The organism is Pseudomonas sp. sp1636 (assembly GCF_030376615.1).
In the GTDB taxonomy this organism is placed as follows: domain Bacteria; phylum Pseudomonadota; class Gammaproteobacteria; order Pseudomonadales; family Pseudomonadaceae; genus Aquipseudomonas.
The window spans coordinates 1-17,746 of record NZ_JARRAB010000008.1 but is presented as its reverse complement, the minus strand read 5'-3'; the positions used below and the strand labels follow the sequence as shown (position 1 = coordinate 17,746).

19 protein-coding genes are annotated in these 17,746 nt (G+C 65.6%); 8 read left to right on the top strand and 11 right to left on the bottom strand.

Annotation, left to right across the window (positions count from 1 at the left end; all coding sequences use genetic code 11):
* Positions 1-106 precede the first annotated feature (106 nt).
* Entirely contained in the window at positions 107-1,228 is a 1,122-nt protein-coding gene (locus P8H27_RS09655; protein WP_289637076.1) for a branched-chain amino acid ABC transporter substrate-binding protein, read from the bottom strand.
* 295 nt (positions 1,229-1,523) lie between these two features.
* Between P8H27_RS09655 and P8H27_RS09650 the strand changes: the two genes are divergently transcribed.
* Both P8H27_RS09650 and P8H27_RS09645 read left to right on the top strand, forming a co-directional pair.
* Positions 1,524-1,856, top strand: coding sequence for a DUF2288 domain-containing protein (locus P8H27_RS09650; RefSeq protein ID WP_289637075.1), 333 nt, complete (start codon positions 1,524-1,526; stop codon positions 1,854-1,856).
* Positions 1,857-1,936: 80 nt separating this feature from the next.
* Positions 1,937-2,305 (top strand): DUF5064 family protein, encoded by a 369-nt coding sequence (locus P8H27_RS09645; RefSeq protein ID WP_289637074.1) that lies wholly within the window; start codon positions 1,937-1,939, stop codon positions 2,303-2,305.
* 89 nt (positions 2,306-2,394) lie between these two features.
* Here P8H27_RS09645 and phnE read toward each other — a convergent pair whose 3' ends face one another.
* The 4 genes from phnE to P8H27_RS09625 are packed head-to-tail and all read right to left on the bottom strand — an operon-like array spanning position 2,395 to position 5,676.
* Complete coding sequence (phnE, locus tag P8H27_RS09640) at positions 2,395-3,207, bottom strand: phosphonate ABC transporter, permease protein PhnE (protein WP_289637073.1); 813 nt, start codon at positions 3,205-3,207, stop codon at positions 2,395-2,397.
* Positions 3,204-4,031, bottom strand: coding sequence for an ABC transporter permease (locus tag P8H27_RS09635; protein WP_289637072.1), 828 nt, complete (start codon positions 4,029-4,031; stop codon positions 3,204-3,206). The genes phnE and P8H27_RS09635 overlap by 4 nt, the downstream gene beginning before the upstream one ends.
* A complete protein-coding gene (locus P8H27_RS09630) occupies positions 4,025-4,828 on the bottom strand; it encodes a phosphonate ABC transporter ATP-binding protein (protein ID WP_289637071.1) in 804 nt (267 codons plus the stop codon). Before P8H27_RS09630 ends, P8H27_RS09635 begins: the two co-directional genes overlap by 7 nt.
* Positions 4,825-5,676, bottom strand: coding sequence for a putative selenate ABC transporter substrate-binding protein (locus tag P8H27_RS09625; protein WP_289637070.1), 852 nt, complete (start codon positions 5,674-5,676; stop codon positions 4,825-4,827). The genes P8H27_RS09630 and P8H27_RS09625 overlap by 4 nt, the downstream gene beginning before the upstream one ends.
* A gap of 132 nt (positions 5,677-5,808) precedes the next feature.
* On the opposite strand from P8H27_RS09625, the gene P8H27_RS09620 reads away from it, so the two are divergent.
* Together P8H27_RS09620 and P8H27_RS09615 are read left to right on the top strand one after the other, a co-directional pair.
* Positions 5,809-6,699, top strand: a complete 891-nt coding sequence (locus P8H27_RS09620) for an NAD(P)-dependent oxidoreductase (protein ID WP_289637069.1) — start codon at positions 5,809-5,811, stop codon at positions 6,697-6,699.
* Positions 6,696-7,481 carry a hydroxypyruvate isomerase family protein gene (locus P8H27_RS09615; RefSeq protein ID WP_289637068.1) on the top strand — a complete coding sequence of 262 codons (786 nt, stop codon included), beginning with the start codon at positions 6,696-6,698 and terminating at the stop codon, positions 7,479-7,481. Before P8H27_RS09620 ends, P8H27_RS09615 begins: the two co-directional genes overlap by 4 nt.
* Before the next feature lie 15 nt (positions 7,482-7,496).
* Here P8H27_RS09615 and P8H27_RS09610 read toward each other — a convergent pair whose 3' ends face one another.
* Both P8H27_RS09610 and rapA read right to left on the bottom strand, forming a co-directional pair.
* Positions 7,497-9,173 carry a GGDEF domain-containing protein gene (locus P8H27_RS09610; RefSeq protein ID WP_289637067.1) on the bottom strand — a complete coding sequence of 559 codons (1,677 nt, stop codon included), beginning with the start codon at positions 9,171-9,173 and terminating at the stop codon, positions 7,497-7,499.
* Positions 9,174-9,587: 414 nt separating this feature from the next.
* On the bottom strand, positions 9,588-12,431 hold the full coding sequence (gene rapA, locus P8H27_RS09600; protein WP_289637066.1) for an RNA polymerase-associated protein RapA: 2,844 nt from the start codon (positions 12,429-12,431) through the stop codon (positions 9,588-9,590).
* Positions 12,432-12,605: 174 nt separating this feature from the next.
* Between rapA and P8H27_RS09595 the strand changes: the two genes are divergently transcribed.
* The 4 genes from P8H27_RS09595 (at position 12,606) to ccoM (ending at position 13,981) form a co-directional block, all read left to right on the top strand.
* Positions 12,606-12,902, top strand: coding sequence for an aspartate-semialdehyde dehydrogenase (locus tag P8H27_RS09595; protein WP_289637065.1), 297 nt, complete (start codon positions 12,606-12,608; stop codon positions 12,900-12,902).
* 49 nt (positions 12,903-12,951) lie between these two features.
* Complete coding sequence (locus tag P8H27_RS09590) at positions 12,952-13,554, top strand: alpha-ketoglutarate-dependent dioxygenase AlkB (RefSeq protein ID WP_289637064.1); 603 nt, start codon at positions 12,952-12,954, stop codon at positions 13,552-13,554.
* Positions 13,551-13,712, top strand: a complete 162-nt coding sequence (locus tag P8H27_RS09585) for a hypothetical protein (RefSeq protein ID WP_289637063.1) — start codon at positions 13,551-13,553, stop codon at positions 13,710-13,712. The genes P8H27_RS09590 and P8H27_RS09585 overlap by 4 nt, the downstream gene beginning before the upstream one ends.
* Before the next feature lie 152 nt (positions 13,713-13,864).
* The gene (gene ccoM, locus P8H27_RS09580; protein WP_289637062.1) at positions 13,865-13,981 is read left to right on the top strand and encodes a cytochrome c oxidase subunit CcoM; all 117 of its coding nucleotides are present in this window, start codon (positions 13,865-13,867) and stop codon (positions 13,979-13,981) included.
* A 104-nt stretch (positions 13,982-14,085) separates the two neighbouring features.
* On the opposite strand, the gene P8H27_RS09575 is transcribed toward ccoM, so the two are convergent.
* Genes P8H27_RS09575 through P8H27_RS09560 form a run of 4 tightly spaced genes read right to left on the bottom strand, consistent with a single transcriptional unit; the run spans position 14,086 to position 17,716 of the window.
* Positions 14,086-15,165, bottom strand: coding sequence for an ABC transporter permease (locus P8H27_RS09575; protein WP_289637061.1), 1,080 nt, complete (start codon positions 15,163-15,165; stop codon positions 14,086-14,088).
* Positions 15,162-16,100, bottom strand: coding sequence for an ABC transporter ATP-binding protein (locus P8H27_RS09570; RefSeq protein ID WP_289637060.1), 939 nt, complete (start codon positions 16,098-16,100; stop codon positions 15,162-15,164). Before P8H27_RS09570 ends, P8H27_RS09575 begins: the two co-directional genes overlap by 4 nt.
* Positions 16,087-17,055, bottom strand: coding sequence for an HlyD family secretion protein (locus tag P8H27_RS09565; protein WP_289637058.1), 969 nt, complete (start codon positions 17,053-17,055; stop codon positions 16,087-16,089). The genes P8H27_RS09570 and P8H27_RS09565 overlap by 14 nt, the downstream gene beginning before the upstream one ends.
* A complete protein-coding gene (locus P8H27_RS09560; RefSeq protein ID WP_289637056.1) occupies positions 17,045-17,716 on the bottom strand; it encodes a TetR/AcrR family transcriptional regulator in 672 nt (223 codons plus the stop codon). The genes P8H27_RS09565 and P8H27_RS09560 overlap by 11 nt, the downstream gene beginning before the upstream one ends.
* Between the last annotated feature and the right edge of the window lie 30 nt (positions 17,717-17,746).

Genomic DNA, 17,746 nt, shown 5'->3' with positions numbered 1-17,746 from the left:
GGGTCGTCACGCACGTCAGCGCTTGTGGCGCAGGGTGAGACCGGAATTCTTCTAATAAGCAAAGCCCACTGCGGCTGCAGTGGGCTTTGGGTTCAGGCGGGGCTGCTTACTTGGCTTCGGTTTTGGAACCGTCCTGGTGCCACTCGTAGACGACGAAGCTGAAGTCCTTCAGGTCGCCTTTTTCGTCGAAGCTGAGGACGCCGGTCGGCGTGTCGAAGCTGTTGGCGCGCAGGGCTGCGGCCACCTTGGCGGTGTCGGTATCGCCGGCTTTCTCGATGCCTTCGGCAATTACTTGCACGGCAGCATAGGCGGGGAAGACGAATGGGCCGCTGGAGTCTTCGTTCTTGGCTTTGAACGCCTCGACCAGCGCCTGGTTGCGTGGATCCTGGTCGAACGACTTCGGCAGGGTGACCAGCAGGCCTTCGGAGGCCGGGCCGGCGATGGCCGAGATTTCCTTGTTGCCCACGCCTTCCGGACCCATGAACTTGGCGCTCAGACCTTTTTCAGCCGACTGGCGCAGCAGCAGACCCAGCTCCGGGTGGTAGCCGCCGTAGTAGACGAAATCCACACCGGCCTGTTTGAGCTTGGCGATCATCGCGGAGAAGTCCTTGTCGCCAGCGTTGATGCCTTCGAACAGGGCGACCTTGGTGCCTTTGCCTTCCAGGGTCTGCTTGACCGCGGTGGCGATGCCTTCGCCGTATTGCTGTTTGTCATGGATTACCGCGACAGCCTTCGGCTTGACGTGGTCGGCGATGAAGTTGCCGGCGGTCGGGCCTTGCATGCTGTCCAGGCCGATGGTGCGGAACACCAGCTCGTAGCCGCGTGCGGTGATGTCCGGGCTGGTCGACGCCGGGCTGATCATCAGGATGCCTTCGTCTTCGTAGATGTCGGACGCCGGTTGAGTGGAGCTGGAGCAGAGGTGGCCGACCACGAATTTCACTTCGTCGTTGACGATCTTGTTGGCCACGGCCACGGCTTGTTTCGGATCGCAGGCATCGTCGTAGACCACGCCTTCGAGCATGGCGCCGTTCACCCCGCCGGCCTTGTTGATCTGCTCGATGGCCATCTTGGCACCGATGAATTGCATCTCGCCGTATTGTGCGACTGCGCCGGTTACCGGGCCCGCCATGCCGATCTTGATGGTGTCAGCCGCTAACGAGTAGCTGGCAACGCCGGCCATGGCCATGGCGGCAAACAGTTTGGAAATCTGCTTAGTAGCCTTGTTCATAGTGCTCCACTCTTATTGATTTTGGTTGTGTAGTTCTGGCGGCCAAAGCTGCAGAACCGGGTTGCTTCCCCCGGTCATACCCCGGCAACTGTACCGCTGCAGTGTAGAGTGCTGCTTTGCGGCTTGAAAGCCAGCCGGTGGGGGCAAAACATGCGGATGTCGCTTAATTGCAAGAAACGTATAGAAAAACGGCGTGTCTTGCCCGCTCCTGACAACGTCAGGCGTACTTGCCTGGCGCTTGCCCGACGCTATCATGTGGCCCGAGCGAAACCTGGACTACTTCTGCGGACACACCATGACTGAACAAACTAGCACGCTCTCTAGCAACACTCTATATGCCAAGCTGCTTGGGGAAACCGCGCCAATCAGTTGGCAAGAGTTGCAACCTTTCTTCGCCCGCGGCGCCTTGTTGTGGGTGGCGGCTGAGCTGGATCTGGTCGCTGTGGCGCAGGCCGTAGCCGAAAACGACAAGGATCGCGTCGCGGCCTGGCTGGCTCAAGGCTTGTTGAGCCAAGTCGATGACGGGCGTGCCGAGGACTTGCTGGCGCGCGACCCTCGGCTGTGGGCGGTGGTGGTGGCGCCTTGGGTGTTGGTGCAGGAGCGTCGTGGCGCAGCTGTTGTGCACTGAATGTGCGCCGAAGCGAGGCGCCGATGAGTGCTGAAGCGGTCTAGACTGGCCTTGGTTTCCCTCAGTGAGACGGAGTCAATATGTTCGAACCTGGCCATCTGCATCGTGTCAACCCGGTCGCCACCGCCGACCAGCCGGCGTTCAGCGTCGATCTCTACTACGAGGTGCGCCAGGATCCGGTCGAGGGGCCGATGCTGCACATGCGCTTGGTTGGCGAAGTGGCCGGCCAGGCGTTCGAGGAGCAGTTCGAGCTGCATCGCGATACCGCCTTCAATTTCGCCAGCGTCGCCAGCCGACTGGCGCTCAAGCATGGGATGCCGGCCACTTTCAGCCTGATCATGCGTGGCCACCGGGAATACGATCAGATGTTCGCCGATATCCGTAGCAAGCTCGGCAGCCATACCGGCGATCCGGTCGATCTCGACCATCTGGAGAAAGACGGCCTGTAGTGCTGTAGTGGCGCTATCGAATAGGGCGTTGCTCGCCGCGGATTCGCGAAGCAGCCTGTGGCGGGCTGTCGCTTCGCTCCGAGGCCGCCCTAGGCACTGACCCAACGTTGCCGCGCCCAGCCGCTCAAGGCGTCGACCGCCAGCACCAGGATCAGCATCGCCAGGATCACCGTCGCCGCCTGGGCTTCCTGGAACAGACTGAGGCTGACGTAGAGCATCTGCCCCAAGCCGCCGGCACCGACAAAGCCGAGCACGCTGGCCATGCGGATATTGTTTTCCCAACGGTACAACGAGTAGGCGATCAGCTGCGGCCAGACTGCTGGCAGGGTGCCGTAACAGAACGCCGCCATGTGCCCGCCGCCGCTCAGGCGAATCGCCTCGGCCGGTTCGTTCGGCGTGTTTTCCAGGGCCTCGGCGAACAGCCGGCCGAGCACCCCGGTGGTGTGCAGGGCCAGGGCCAGGGTGCCGGCATTCGGCCCGAGGCCGGCGGCCAGCACCACCAGGGCTGCCCATACCAGTTCCGGTATGGCGCGCAGGGCATTCAAGAGAAGGCGTGAACCACTCAGCGCCAGCCAGCCGAAACGTCCGGCCGCCGGCAAGGCCAGGAGCAGGCCGAGCAGGGCCGCGAGCAGGGTGCCGATGGCCGACATGGCCAGGGTCTCCAGCGCGCCGTGGCCGATGGCCCGCACCTGTGGCGCCGAGAAATCCGGGCTGAAGAAGTTGCTGGCATAGCGGCCCATCTGGCTCAGGCTGTCGCCACTGATCAGTGCGCCAAGGTCGATGCCCAGGAAGCGGAAGGAGGCGACCACCGTCAGCAGCAAGGCCAGCAGCAGGGCATAGTTGCCCAGGCGCTTGTCCGCGGCGGGCCTCTGCTCGGAAGTCCTCTCCCCGGAAGGCCTCATAGCAACCTCGCGCGCAGCAGACGGCTGAGCTGGTCGGCGAGCAGCACCAGCAGCAGGAAGCACAGCAGCATGCTGGCCACCTCGCCGCCGGCGAACATGCGCAGCGACAGGTCGATCTGCTGGCCCAGGCCGCCGGCGCCGACGAAGCCCATCACCACCGAGGCGCGGATCGCGCATTCCCAGCGGTACACCGTGTAGGAGAGCATTTCCGCGGCGGCATTGGGCAGCACCCCGTAGGCGAAGGCGGCCAGGCGCGGGCTGCCGGCGACCAGCAGGGCACGACTCGGGCGCGGGTCGACCGACTCGAAGATTTCCGCATAGACCTTGCCGAGCATGCCGCTGTAGGTGATGGCGATGGCCAGCACCCCGGCGGTCGGGCCGAGGCCGACGGCGCGCACGAACAGCAGCGCCCAGACGATTTCCGGCACGCTGCGCAGGACGATCAGCAGGCCGCGCACCGGCCAGCGCAGCGCCTGCGCCCACCACGCCGGGCGTCCGCCACGGTGCACGGCGGACAGCGACAGCGCGCGGCTGGCCAGCAGCGCGCCGGGAATGGCGATCAGCAGGGCCAGGGCCATGCCCGCGGTGGCGATGGCCAGGGTTTCCAGGGTGGCGCGAGCGAGCAACTGGAGGAATTCGCGGCCATGCGCCAGCGGCCAGAAGTCGGCGAGAAAGCGGCCCATATTGGCCGCGTTCTGTTCATCGAACAGCACCGCCAGGTTCAGTTCGCTGAGCGTCAGGCCCGGCCACAACAGCAGTAGGGCCAGCAGGGTCAGGGCCAGGCGCGGTAAGGCCGCCGGGTCGCGCAGTGGCGGGTTCAGCATCGCGGGATCTGCACACTCACAGGCGCCGACGCTGCCGAAGCGGGCACGGCTGGCAATTGTTCGTTGGCGTACAAGGCATCCAGCGCTCCGGTGCCGATCGCATTGGGCGGCAGGTCGAAGACGATGCGGCCCTCGCGCACGCCGATGATCCGCGGGAAATACGCCAGGGCCAAGTCCACCGCATGCAGGCTGGCCAGCAAAGTCATGCCGCGCCGGCTGGCTTCCTCGTTGAGCACGCTGAGGGTATGACCGGCGAGCACCGGATCCATCGCCGACACCGGCTCGTCGGCGAGGATCAGTTCCGGCGCCTGATAGAGCACCCGGGCGATGCCGACCCGTTGCAACTGGCCACCGGAGAGCTGATCGCAGCGTTCGAACAACTTATCGGCCAGATCCAGGCGAGCGAGAGTCGCCTGGGCTCCGGGCATATCCAGCGGGTGTAGCAGGTTGAGCAGGCTCTTGCCCAGCGACCATTGCCCCAGCTTGCCCGCCAGTACCGCCGTGACCACCCGCTGGCGCGGCGGCAGGGGCGGCGCCTGATGAATCAGGCCGATCCGCGCACGCAATTTTTGCCGCTGACCGGCAGCCAACTGCCAGGGCTGCTGGCCGAGCAGCTGAATCTGTCCGCTGCTGGGTTGCAGGTTGCTGGCGAGCAGGCGCAGCAGGCTGGTTTTACCCGCGCCCGAGGGGCCGATAATGGCCACCCGCTCGCCGGGCTTTACCTGTAGATCGACCGCGCTGAGCGCCACCTGACCGTTGGCGTGGGTCAGGCCCACGCCGCTGAGGCTGACACTCACTGCAACAGGCCGGCCGCCTGGGCTGCTTCCTCGATACCCTGGTAATTTTCGGCCTTGGTCGCGATAAAGCGGCTGGCGGCTTGCAGGTCGAGAATCGCCTTGTGCTGCGGGTTGGCCGGGTCGAGGGCGAGGAACGCCGCCTGGATCTTGTCGCGCACGACCGGGTCGAGGCTGCCGCGCACGGTCCAGTTGTAATCGAAGTAGGGCGGGGTGGTGGCGATCACCTTGACCTTGTCGGTGTCGACCTTGCCGGCGGCGACCAGTTTGTCCCACACCGAAGCGTTGAGTACGCCGCCGTCGGCCTTGCCGGCCTGCACCCAGGCCGCGGTGGCGTCATGCGCGCCGGAGTAGGCGATGCGACTGAAGAACTGTTCGGGCTCGATCCCGTCCTGCAGCATGAAGTAGCGCGGCATCAGGCTGCCGGAGGTGGACGACACCGAGCCGAAGGCGAAGGTCTTGCCTTTCAGATCCTGCAGCGAATGCACGGCCGGGTCGGCGCTGATGATCTTGCTGGTGAACTTCTCATCTTCGGCGCGTTGCACCAGGGGGATCGCATCGCCGGTTTTCAGACGCGCCTGGACGAAGGTGAAACCGCCCAGCCAGGCCATGTCGATACGGTCGGCGGCGAGGGCCTCGACCACCGCGGCATAGTCGGACACCGGGACGAATTCAACCGGCATGTCCAGTTGCTGTTCGAGGTAGGCGCCCAGCGGCTCGAACTTGCGCAGCAGTTCGGTGGGGGCTTCATCGGGGATGGCCGAGACGCGCAACACATCGGCGGCTTGGGCGAATACGGCGGAAACAGACAGGGCAAGGCCGGCAGCCAGCGCAAAGGGACGCTTCAACATGGGGGTTCTCCGGTTCAATGGCGGGGAAAGCCGACGGAGTATAAAGGGAATCATGCGCTTGTGGCGGTTGGGCTGCGCGGGCGCCGTGCCAAGCTGCGTTAAGATAAGCGTGACTTTTAGAGGAGTCTGATCATGACCGCCGCGTTTCCCGCCTTGGCTTTCGCCGGTATCGGCCTGATGGGCCTGCCGATGACCCGCCGCCTGCTCGCCGCCGGTTTCCCGTTGAGCGTGTGGAACCGTTCGCCGGACAAGTGCCTGCCGCTAGTGGAACAGGGCGCGCAGCAGGTGCAAACCCCGGCCGAGTTGTGCGCCGATGCCGGCATCGTGATGCTGTGCCTGGCCAATACCGAGGTGGTGGGCGAGGTGGTGTTCGGCCCCGGCGGCATCGTCGAGGGCGCCCGGCCGGGGCAGCTGTTGGTGGATTTTTCCAGCCTGGAGCCGGCGGCGACCCGGGCGATGGCCGCCGAACTGGAGCGTCGCTGCGGCATGCGCTGGGTCGATGCGCCGGTGTCCGGCGGCACGCCCGGTGCCGAGGCCGGCAGCCTGGCGATCATGGCCGGCGGCCGGGAGGAGGACATCGAGCGGGTGCGACCGATCCTCGCCCACCTGGGCCAGCGCCTGACCCGCATGGGCGATGTCGGTGCCGGCCAGGTGACCAAACTGTGCAATCAGATGATCGTCGCCTGCAACGCCCTGGTGATTGCCGAGGTGGTGGCCCTGGCGGAGCAGGCCGGGGTCGATGCCAGCCTGCTCGCGCCGGCCTTGGCCGGTGGCTTTGCCGATTCCAAACCGCTGCAGATCCTCGCCCCGCAAATGGCCAACAGCCAGTTCGAACCGATCAAATGGCATGTGCGCACCCTGCTCAAGGATCTGGACGGCGCGGTCAAACTGTCCCGCGAGATCGGCTCGGCCACCCCGCTCAGCGGTCTGGCGGCGCAACTGATGCGCCTGCACGGCAGCCAGGGCAATCTGCAGCGCGATCCGGCCACGCTGGTGCAACTGTACCGGGAGGGCGAGGCATGAAGATCGCCGCCAACCTGTCCCTGCTGTTCAGCGAACTGCCGTTGCGCGAGCGCGTGGTGGCGGCCGCCGCAGCGGGTTTCGATGGGGTGGAAATCCAGTTTCCCTACGAGCTGGCGGCGCTCCGTCTGCAGGAGGCGCTGGCGGCGGCGGGCATGCCGTTGGTGCTGATCAATCTGCCGGCCGGCGACTTGCTCGGCGGCGGCGCCGGTCTGGCGGCGGTGCCGGCGCGCCAGGCCGAGTTCGATGCCGCGCTACAGGAGGCGCTGACCTACGCGGCGATGGTGCGCCCGGCTTGCGTCAATGTGCTGCCCGGGCGCCTGGCCGCCGGGGTGAGTCGCGAGCTGGCGCTGGCGACCCTGGCCGCCAATCTGCACAAGAGCGCCGAGGCTTTTCTGCTGCTGGGGATCCGCGTGCTGGTGGAGGCGATTAACCCGTTGGATATGCCGGGCTTCTTGCTCAACACCCCCGAGCAGCTCGATGGGTTGCTGCGCAGGGTCGGGCATCCCAATCTGGCGGCTCAGTACGACCTCTATCACATGGCGCGCCAGGAGCTGGATCTGGTGGAGGGCATCGAGTTGCTGGCGGGGCGCATCGGCCATGTACAGTTCGCCGATTGCCCCGGTCGCGGGGCGCCGGGAACCGGTCGGCTCGAGTTTGCCCCGGCCCTGGCGGCGCTCGAACGCACGGGCTATCGGGGCTGGCTGGGCGCCGAATACCAACCGGGGGCGGCCGGGACGCAGGCGGGACTGGGCTGGCTGGCCGACTGGCGCAACGCCGGCTGAGTATGAATCGGCTCGTTACACCAGGGGCCGGATGCTGCTGGGGGAAAAGCGTTCGACCCGATTGCGTCCCAGCTTCTTGGCGCGATAGAGCATCAGGTCGGCGCAGTGCACCAACTCGCCCAGACCTTGCCCTGGTTGCCACTGGGCCACGCCAAAGCTACCGGTGACGCTGATCGTTCCGCTCAGCGGTTCGGCGGCGAGCAGGGTACGGAGCTTTTCCGCGATCAGGCAGGCCTGCTCGAGGTCGGTGTGCGGCATGAGGACGATGAACTCCTCGCCGCCCCAGCGGCACAAGCTGTCGGAATCGCGCAGGTGGGCCTTGATCCGTTGCGCCATGCCACTGAGTACACGGTCGCCGACGTCGTGCCCGTATTGGTCGTTGACAGATTTGAAATGGTCGATGTCGAGAAACACCAGGGCCAGCGGGAAGCCGTAACGCTCGGCCCGTTTGATTTCGTTGTCTGCCAGCTCTTCGAGCTTCAGGCGCGACCACTGTCCGGTCAGGCGGTCGGTATTGGCCAGGTGCTCGAGTTGCAGGTTGCTGTTGCGCAGTTCCTGCTCGGCTTGGCGCCGCCGCATGACCTCCAGGCGCAGGCGCCGGGTCAGGCGGGCAAAGCGCAAGGCCACGGCGCCCAGCAGCAACAGGGCCAGCAAGGCGCCCGCCAACACCTGGTAGAGCAGGCCATGATCGGTTGCTGCTTGGCGCGTGTAGAGAAAGCCGTCCAGTTCGATCGGACCCTCGGCCATACCCAGATCCAGGTAACTTTGCGCAATGGCGTGCCAGCGCCCGGGGTTCATGTGCCCGAGCTGAACCAGTTCCGGCATGATCAGTTTCTTCAACTGCTCGGCTTCGAAGCGCAAATGTTCCAGGCTCTTGTCGGGGGCGTAGCGCTGATGGATCAGCTGCACGCTTTCCTCGATGTTTTCCAGGGCGTACTGCCACCCTTGCAGGCTGGCCTGGATGAAGGCTTCGACCTGGGCCGGGCGTTGCTGCAGCAGGGCTTCGCGGGTGGTCAGCACATCGTTGTAAAAATTGACCCCGTATTCACGCGGATTGATCAACCGGTAGGGCACTTTGTGCTGTTGCAGCCAGAAGGGTTCGTTGGAGATATAGCCGTCGTAGGCATCGGTATGGCCGTCGAGCAGATCTTGTGGGTTGAAGCTGGTCTGCTGCACCTCGAGCCGGCTGAGGTCAATACCCTCATGCGCCAGGGTGATGCGCAGCTCGGCGCTTTCCGGTGCCGGCATCAGCATCACCCGTTTGCCCGCCAGATCCTGGGGGGTGTAGATGCCCGAGTCGGCGCGCACTATCCATACGATTGGCGAGCTCTGCATGATCGCCGCCAGCGCCACCACCGGCTGGCCCTGCATGCGCGCGATGATCAGGCCGCTGTTGGCAATGGCAAAATCGACATCGCCGGCGAGCAGGAGGTCTATCGGCTTTGGCGTCCCGGGCCCGCCTGGGCGAATTTCCACTTCCAGTCCGGCTTGCGCATAGAAGCCTTTTTCCAGCGCCAGGTAGTAGCCGGCGAACTGGAACTGATGCAGCCAGCGCAGTTGCAGGCGCACTTTCTCCGCGGCCATGGCCTCGGCCAGGCATAGCCACTGCACCACCGTCAGCAGCAGGGCGAGGATCAGTCGGAGCGCAGTGTGGCCCAGCCTAGCGGGTGGCGTTTGAACGGGTAAGGGCATGGCTACCTGCCGCTGGCTCAGCGTATATGCGACCTTGGAAAACCACTAACAGCGAGTGCGCTCACGGCAAAAGGCTCGGTTGTCAGTCGTGATTCACGCTATCGCCGGTTACGGGTGAAGCCTGTGGCGATATGGCATCAGTATAGTGAGGCTGTGCATAAGGCAAGCATAAGGCCGGCATATGACGGCGGATCGGCAGGTTCTTCGTCGCGGCCGGGCACCTCGCGGGCGATCCATGCGCCCCAGCCTGCGCGCCGCGTCAGTGAGGCTTCGACGAAGGCATGGGGCAGAATTGCGTCGGCGCATGCGCCCTTGCCGGGTAGCGGTGGCAGGGCGCAATGGTCGATGAGCGGCTGTACGCGGATGATCGGGTTGGGGCTTCAGTGGTGCGACTCGCCCAGTTGCCTGCTAGCGTCAGCCGGCCACCAGCACGCGAATCGCTTCCAGGCGCAGTGCGGCTTTGTCGAGCAGGGCCAGGCCCTGTTCGCGCTGCTGGCGCAGGGCTTGCAATTCGCTGTCGCGCACGCTCGGGTTGACCGCTTGCAGGGCCGTCAGGCGCGCCAGCTCCTCTTCGGTGTCGGCGGCCAGGCGCCGTTTGGCGTCCTCGACGCGTTGGCTGTGGGGCGCGGCGACCTTGCCTTCGCCGGCATTGATCAACGGGTTGAGGGTGTCGCGCTGGGCCTGGACGAACTTGTTGGCGCTGGCGCGCGGCACGCTTTCCAACTGGTCGTTCAAGGTCTCGAACGCCACCTTGTGCGCCAGGTCGTTGCCGTTACTGTCGAGCAGGCAGCGCAGCGCCGCCGGCGGCAGGTAACGACCCAGTTGCAGGGCGCGCGGCGCCACCACTTCGCTGACATACAGCAGTTCGAGCAGCACGGTGCCGGGTTTCAGCGCCTTGTTCTTGATCAGCGCCACGCCGGTGTTGCCCATCGAGCCGGAGCGCACCAGATCCATGCCGCCTTGCACCATGGGGTGTTCCCAGGTGAGGAATTGCATGTCCTCGCGGGCCAGGGCCAGGTCGCGATCGTAGGTGATGGTGACGCCTTCGTCGTCGCCGAGGGGGAAGCTGGCATCCAGCATCTTCTCGCTGGGGCGCAGGATCAGGGCGTTGTCGGAATGGTCTTCGCTGTCGATGCCGAAGGCGTCGAACAACTGCTCCATGTAAATCGGCAGGGCGAACTGATCGTCCTGTTCGAGGATGGCTTCGACCAGCGCTTCGCCTTCGCCGGCGCCGCCGGAGTTGAGTTCCAGCAGGCGGTCGCGACCGCTGTGCAGTTCGCCTTCCAGACGCTCGCGTTCGCTGCGGGCCTCGTCCACCAGGCTCTGCCATTCGCCATCGTCGCCGGCTTCCAGCAGCGGCAGCAGGCGGCTGCCGAACTGGTGCTGCAGGGCGTTGCCGGTCGGGCAGGTGGCGAGGAAGGCGTTCAGCGCCTGGTGGTACCACTGGAACAGGCGCTCCTGCGGGCTGTTCTCCAGGTAGGGCACGTGCAACTGGATGCGCTGTTTTTGGCCGATCCGGTCGAGGCGGCCGATGCGTTGTTCGAGCAGATCCGGGTGAGCCGGCAGGTCGAACAGCACCAGGTGGTGGGCGAACTGGAAGTTGCGGCCTTCGCTGCCGATCTCCGAGCAGACCAGCACCTGGGCGCCGAATTCCTCGTCGGCGAAGTAGGCGGCGGCGCGGTCGCGTTCGAGGATGTTCATGCCCTCGTGGAACACGGTGGCGGCAATGCCCTTGCGCACGCGCAGGGCGTCTTCCAGATCCATGGCGGTCTCGGCGTGGGCGCAGATCACCAGCACCTTGACCCGCTTGAGCATCTTCAGGGTGTCGATCAGCCATTCGACGCGCGGATCGAAACGCCACCAGCGTTGTTCCTCGTCGACCTCGGCCTGGGCCTGGTAGCTGACTTCCGGGTACAGATCCGGGTGCTCGCCGATCGGCAGCTCCATGTACAGATCCGGACTGGGCAGCGGATAGGCGTGCAATTCGCGTTCGGGGAAGCCCTGCACGGCGGCGCGGGTGTTGCGAAACAGCAGGCGGCCGGTGCCGTGGCGGTCGAGCAGCTCGCGCACCAGGCGCGCCGAGGCTTCGCTGTCGCCGTGGTTGACCGCGGCCAGCAAGCCTTCGCCCTCCAGGCCGAGGAAGTCGTGGATGGTGCGGTGCGCAGTGCTCGACAGGCTGCCCTGGTCGAGCAGCTCCTGCACGGCTTCGGCGACCGGGCGGTAGTGGGCGCTCTCGGCGCGGAAGGCGGCGAGATCATGGAAACGATGCGGGTCGAGCAGGCGCAGGCGGGCGAAGTGGCTGTCCTGGCCGAGCTGTTCCGGGGTGGCGGTGAGCAGCAGCACGCCAGGGATGACCCCGGCCAACTGTTCGACCAGGGCGTATTCCTCGCTGGCATGCTCCGGGTGCCAGACCAGGTGATGGGCCTCGTCGACCACCAGCAGATCCCAGCCGGCGGCAAACAGCGCGTCCTGGGCGCGCTCGTCTTCGCACAGCCATTCCAGAGCGACCAGCGCCAACTGGCAATCCTCGAACGGGTTGCTGGCATCGCTCTCGATAAAGCGTTCGGCATCGAACAGGGCGACGTCGAGGTTGAAGCGCCGGCGCATCTCCACCAGCCACTGGTGCTGGAGGTTTTCCGGTACCAGGATCAGCACGCGGCTGGCGCGCCCGCAGAGCAGTTGGCGATGGATCACCAGGCCGGCTTCGATGGTCTTGCCCAGGCCCACTTCGTCGGCCAGCAATACCCGTGGGGCGATGCGGTCGGCGACTTCACGGGCGATGTGCAACTGGTGCGCGATCGGTTGCGCGCGCACGCCGCCCAGGCCCCAGAGCGAGGACTGCAACTGCTTGCTGGTGAACTCCAGGGTGCGGTAGCGCAGGGCGAACCAAGGCAGGGGATCGATCTGCCCGGCGAACAGGCGATCGCTGGCCAGACGGAATTGAATGAAGTTGGACAGCTGGGTTTCCGGCAGGCTGACGCTGTGGTTCTGCCCGTTGAGCCCGTGGTACACCAGCAGGCCGTCGATGTCGTCGACTTCCTGGACGGTCAGCTTCCAGCCTTCGAAGTGGGTGATCTCGTCGCCCGGAGAAAAGCGCACGCGCGTCAGCGGTGCATTGTTCGCAGCATACTGGCGGGTTTCGCCAGTGGCCGGGTAGAGCACGGTGAGCATCCGACCGTCCTGCATGAGGACGGTGCCCAAGCCCAACTCCGCTTCGCTGTCACTGATCCAGCGTTGCCCCGGTTCATACTGCGCCATGCCTGTCTCCTGCGTGAAAAAGCCGGCTATGGTAACGGAACGCCGGGCTCAGGCCAAAGGCGCAATAGTGCTTAACCGGCACTTATAAGGCTTACTTAAGTCGAAAGTGTAGTGAGGCGGGCCTCAAGTTGGCGTCCGAGTGGCCGACAGCCCGACCAAAGGAGGACTGATAAAGTGCTACCGCCCATTCCCCACGGCATGGCGCCGGTCACCGTCCAGCAGGACGCGATCAAGCCCAGGCCCGATGTCCCGCCGGTTACGCCGGCTGCCGCCAGCGCCAAGGAAAGTGGCGTGAGCCTGGATAAGCGCCACCCGCAGGAGGCAACCGAGTTGCTGCGCGAGGAACAGCGGCGGCGCCAGCGGCGTGGCTACAGTCCCGAGGCGCTGGCGGAAGGCGAAGTGGCCGCGGCCGACGAGGCGGTAATCGATGAGTTGCCCCGCCAGGGTTTGTGGGTGGATGTGCAGGTCTGAACCGCGCACAATCATGGCCAAGTGCACCGCCTGTTTCGCCGAGCCCGTTGTGAGTCTATTCCCCGCGACCGATCTGCAATTACCTGATGCCGAGCTGGAGTTGCTTGGGCGCTGGCTTGCGCCGGAGATGGCCGATCTGTGGCTGCAGCAACTGCTCGAACAGACGCCCTGGCAGCAGCCGCACGTGCGGCTCTACGGACGAGCGCATCGAGTGCCGCGGCTGGTGGCCTGGTATGGCGATGGCGAGGCCGGCTACCGCTATTCCGGCCTGACCCATCAGCCGCTGCCCTGGACAGCCCTGCTCGCAGAGATTCGCGCCCGGCTGGTGGCGACGCTGGGGCAGCCGCTTAATGGCGTATTGCTCAATTATTACCGCGACGGGCAGGACTCCATGGGCTGGCACAGCGACGACGAGCCTGAGCTGGGCGCCAATCCGTTGATCGCCTCGCTCAACCTCGGCGCGACCCGGCGTTTCGATCTGCGGCGCAAGGGACAGAGCCGGATTGAACACTCGTTGTGGCTCGAGCACGGTTCACTGCTGGTCATGCGCGGGCCAACCCAGCATTATTGGCAGCACCAAGTGGCGAAGACGCGCAGCCAGTGTGCGCCGCGCCTGAATCTGACGTTTCGTTTAATCCGGTCGCCCGCATGAACAATGACGACAAGCTGATTGATTTCAGCGCCGAGCGCGGCAAGCGCATTCACGATCTGCACGACAAGAAACTCGAGGAAATGCGCCAGGCATTCGAGCAGGCGCTGCCGCTGCCCAAGGGTAAGAAACAGGCCAAGCACAAAGCGAAAAAGCGCTGATTCGCGCGGTTCCGAGGCCGATCCATTGATCTGGGTCAGCTTCCTGTATTGCCCGCCGTCGAGGCTTTCCCGGCCTTGACTTGGATCAATGATCCTGCCCCCGTGCCTGTTACCTTGCAGCCATTCCAGCAGGGTTAGCGCAGGAGGCAACCATGTTTATTGATGTCGTAGTTCTCGCCGGTATCGGCACCGTTGGTTTGATGGTCGCTTTCTTCGCTGGCGTTGGTTATTTCATCTGGAAGGACTCGCACAAGCGCAAGGCGCCGTAAGTTCTCCAGTTTCACGAGCACGCAAGGCAATTTGGGCGACTTCGGTCGCCTTTTTTTATGGTGCGCGATTTGTCCCCGGGCCGATCCGGGCGCCGCGGCGTTGCTCAATCCAGGCGTTTGCTCACCCGGGTTACCGCCACGCCCAGCATCAGTCCGGTGAACACCAGCAATGCCAGTATCTCCGGCCAGAGATCCAGCAACCCGGCACTGCGCAGCATGATCCCGCGCGCCAGGCGCAGGAAGTGGGTGAGCGGCAGCAGTTCGGCGATCCACTGGGCGGCCTTGGGCATGCCGGCGAAGGGAAACATGAAACCGGACAGCAGAATCTGCGGCAGGAAGGTGAAAAAGGCAATTTGCATGGCCTGGAACTGGGTCTGCGCCAGGGTCGAGATAAACACTCCGAGCGCCAGGCTGGCGACGATGAACAGCAAGGAGGCGGCATAGAGTTCCAGTAACGAACCGCGGATAGGAACCTCGAACAGCAGGCGGCCGGTGAGCAGAATCACCGTCACCTGGAGCAGGCCGATAGCGACGAAGGGCAGCACCTTGCCGAGCGTCAGCTCCCAGGGCGACAGGGGCGTGGTGATCAGCATTTCCATGTTGCCGCGTTCGCGTTCGCGAACCAGGGCGATGGCGGTGAACAGCACCATGGTCATGGTCAGGATCACCCCGATCAGCCCCGGCACGGTATTCACCGCCGCGAGGCGCTCGGGGTTGTAGAAGTTGACCAGCTCGATCGTCTGGCGACTCTCCCAGCCCGGCAACGGGTAGCTCGCCAACTGGCGCGCCGAGGCCTGTACGCTCTGATCCGAGCCATCCACCACCAGTTGTAGCGGCGGGCGCTCCTGGTTTTCCAGGCGCGCCTCGAAATCCCTCGGGATGACCAGGGCGGCGCTGATCTTGCCTTGGCGCAGCAGGCTGTCCATTTGCTGCGGGTTGCTCAGCCGGTAGCGCAGGTTGAGCACCTGGCTGGAGCCGAGTTCCGCCACCACCTCGCGCGAGCGCGCGCTGCCCGCCTGGTCGAGGACGGCGGCGTCGATGCCGCGCACGTCCATGTTGATCGCGTAGCCGAACAGCACCAGTTGCAGCAGCGGAATGCCGACGATCATGGCGAAGGTCAGGCGGTCGCGGCGCAGTTGGCGCAGCTCCTTGACCACGATCGCAGTGAGGCGGCGCAGGTTCATCGCGGGGCCTGCACGGGTTGGCGGGTGACGCTGACGAATACGTCTTCCAGGTTGGCTTGCGTGCTTCTTATTTGCACATCGATGCGGGCGGCGTGCAGGCGCTGTTCGATGCCCGCGCGGGCATCGGCGGTGGCCACCAGCACCCGCAATGCGGCACCGATCTGCGCCATCGCCAGCACATCCGCGCAGCCCTGCAGTGCACGCTGGGCCTGGCGTGGTTGCGCGCACTCGATCAGCAGCGGGTGGCCGGGCAGGGCATCGAGCAGTTCGCGCGGGCTGCCGTCGGCGACCAGGCGGCCGGCGTCGAGGATGCCCAGGCGGGTGCAGCGCTCGGCCTCGTCCATATAGTGGGTGGAGACCAGCAGGGTGGTGCCGGCGTCGGCCAGCTCGAACAACGACTCCCAGAATTCCCGACGCGACTGCGGATCGACCGCGCTGGTGGGCTCGTCGAGCAACAGCAGATCGGGCTTGTGCAACACCGCGCCGGCCAGCGCCAGGCGTTGCTTCTGCCCGCCGCTCAGGGTGCCGGCCATCTGTTGACGCTGCTCGCCCAGCCAGTAGCGCTCGAGCAGTTCGGCGATACGCTGGCGCGCCGCAGCCTTGTCCAGACCCTGCACGGTGGCGAGAAACTGCAGGTTCTCGACCACGCTGAGGTCTTCGTAGAGGGAGAATTTCTGGGTCATGTAGCCGATGCGCCGCTTGAGTGCCTCGGCATCGCGGGGGATCTGGCAACCGAGCACCTCGATCTCCCCCGCGCTGGGTCGCAGCAGGCCGCAGAGCATGCGGATGGTGGTCGACTTGCCGGAGCCGTTGGGGCCGAGGAAGCCGAACACCTCGGCGCGCCGTACCCGCAGGTTCAGGTTGTCCACCGCTGTCAGCGCGCCGAAACGCTTGCTCAGGCCGCTGGCCTGAATCACCACGTCAGTGCTGGGCATCGGCGTCGCGCTCGGCGCTGAGCGGTAGCCCGGCCGGCAGCCGGCGTGCGCCATCGCCTTGCAGGCGCAGTTCGGCACGATACATCAGGCGGCTGGCGTCATCGCCGCTGAGGGCGAAGTAGGGGGTGAAGCTGGCTTCGCTGCGGATGCTGCTGAGGGTGGCGGCGAAGGGCTGCTCGACGCCCTGGACAGTCACGCGCAGGGCGTCGCCCAGCTCGAAGCGGGTGCGCTGGCTGGCGGGGATGTAGAGCCGTGCGTAAGGCGCATCGCCGACCAGCAGGCTGGCCAGTTCGGCTCCGACCGGCGGTTGGTCGCCGGGCTTGAAGGGCAGGGCATCGACCCGTCCAGCCCGCGGGGCGCGCAAGCTCAGGTGGTCGCGGTCGAGCTGCAGGCGGGCCAGGTTGGCGCGCACGGCCTGCAGGCTGGCGGCGGCTTGTTGCAGTTGCTCCGTGCGAGTGCCGTGGGTCAGTTCGCGCAACTGGGCGTCGGCGTTGCGGGTGGCGGCCCTGGCCTGATCGCGGCTGGTGCGGGCGCGATCCAATTCGGCGATGGCCACCTGGCGATGCCGGTAGAGGGTGTCGAAGCGCTGGAAATTGCGCTCGGCGTCGGTCAGCTCGGCGCGGTTGCGCGCCAGGGTGGCCTGGGCCGCCTCGATGGTTTCCACGCGCGCGCCGTTGCTCAGTTCACTCAGGCGCGCCTCGGCCTGCGCTACCTCAGCCCGGGCCTGAGCGATGCGGGCATCCTGGCGGCGCGGGTCGAGTTCGAGCAGCAGTTGTCCGGCCTCGACCCGATCGCCTTCGGCGACGTGCCAGCGCAGGATGGTTTCCGAGGCTTCGGCGGGCAGGCCGATACGGTCCCATTCCAGGGTGCCGAGCAGTACGGGCTCGGACGCTTCCTGGCGGCAGCCGGCGGAGACTATGAGCAGGAGGGCCAGCAGGCAATGTTCAGGGCGCATGGGGACTCTCCAGGCCGCGTTCGAGGAGGATCAGGGTGTGACGGGCCAGCGCCTCGTCGTCCAGTTCGGGGGCGTTGAACAGGCCGCGCCAGATAGGGGCGGCGGCGTAAGGGAACAGGGTCAGGCCGACCAGCGAGACGACTAGCAGGCGGGGCTCGAGATCCGGGTTGAGGGCGCCACGCCGCTGCGCGGCGGCGAAGCGCTCGGCCAGCATGCGTGAAATCAATGGCGCGATGTGGCTCATCAACAACTCGCGCAGGCCGCCGCCTTCGCATAGCACCTCGCGTACCCACAACGGTGGCAACCAGGGATGTGCCTGGACGACCCGGCGCATGCCCTGGATAAACTCGCGGATCAGGGCCGCGGGGTCATCGCCGGTCTCGCGTAGGCTTTGGCTGAGCCCCATAAGCGCGGGTAGCAGGCGCTCTGCGACGACGGCGGCGAGCAACTTCGCTTTGTTACCGAAGTAGTAATTGACCAGCGCGGGGGTGACCCCGGCGGCACTGGCGATGGCGCGCAGGCTGCTGGCGGCGATGCCCTTGTGGGCGAATGCGTTGAGGGCGGCGTCGATCAGGCGCTCGCGTTGCGCAGTCGTATCGCCGCCGGGGCGGCCGGGAGGGCGGCTTTTTTTCGCTGGGACTGGGGTTGTTGGTGTGTTCATGAATTAAATTTAAATACAAATATAATTATT

Excerpts from the sequence above, each read along its gene's own strand:
- P8H27_RS09650 (WP_289637075.1), top strand. The coding sequence starts at position 1,524 with ATGACTGAACAAACTAGCACGCTCTCTAGCAACACTCTATATGCCAAG.
- rapA (WP_289637066.1), bottom strand. The coding sequence starts at position 12,431 with ATGGCGCAGTATGAACCGGGGCAACGCTGGATCAGTGACAGCGAAGCG.
- P8H27_RS09585 (WP_289637063.1), top strand. The coding sequence starts at position 13,551 with ATGAACAATGACGACAAGCTGATTGATTTCAGCGCCGAGCGCGGCAAG.
- P8H27_RS09620 (WP_289637069.1), top strand. The coding sequence starts at position 5,809 with ATGACCGCCGCGTTTCCCGCCTTGGCTTTCGCCGGTATCGGCCTGATG.
- P8H27_RS09610 (WP_289637067.1), bottom strand. The coding sequence starts at position 9,173 with ATGCCCTTACCCGTTCAAACGCCACCCGCTAGGCTGGGCCACACTGCG.
- phnE (WP_289637073.1), bottom strand. The coding sequence starts at position 3,207 with ATGAGGCCTTCCGGGGAGAGGACTTCCGAGCAGAGGCCCGCCGCGGAC.
- P8H27_RS09565 (WP_289637058.1), bottom strand. The coding sequence starts at position 17,055 with ATGCGCCCTGAACATTGCCTGCTGGCCCTCCTGCTCATAGTCTCCGCC.
- P8H27_RS09645 (WP_289637074.1), top strand. The coding sequence starts at position 1,937 with ATGTTCGAACCTGGCCATCTGCATCGTGTCAACCCGGTCGCCACCGCC.
- P8H27_RS09655 (WP_289637076.1), bottom strand. The coding sequence starts at position 1,228 with ATGAACAAGGCTACTAAGCAGATTTCCAAACTGTTTGCCGCCATGGCC.
- P8H27_RS09575 (WP_289637061.1), bottom strand. The coding sequence starts at position 15,165 with ATGAACCTGCGCCGCCTCACTGCGATCGTGGTCAAGGAGCTGCGCCAA.
- P8H27_RS09560 (WP_289637056.1), bottom strand. The coding sequence starts at position 17,716 with ATGAACACACCAACAACCCCAGTCCCAGCGAAAAAAAGCCGCCCTCCC.
- P8H27_RS09635 (WP_289637072.1), bottom strand. The coding sequence starts at position 4,031 with ATGCTGAACCCGCCACTGCGCGACCCGGCGGCCTTACCGCGCCTGGCC.
- ccoM (WP_289637062.1), top strand. The coding sequence starts at position 13,865 with ATGTTTATTGATGTCGTAGTTCTCGCCGGTATCGGCACCGTTGGTTTG.
- P8H27_RS09625 (WP_289637070.1), bottom strand. The coding sequence starts at position 5,676 with ATGTTGAAGCGTCCCTTTGCGCTGGCTGCCGGCCTTGCCCTGTCTGTT.
- P8H27_RS09615 (WP_289637068.1), top strand. The coding sequence starts at position 6,696 with ATGAAGATCGCCGCCAACCTGTCCCTGCTGTTCAGCGAACTGCCGTTG.
- P8H27_RS09570 (WP_289637060.1), bottom strand. The coding sequence starts at position 16,100 with ATGCCCAGCACTGACGTGGTGATTCAGGCCAGCGGCCTGAGCAAGCGT.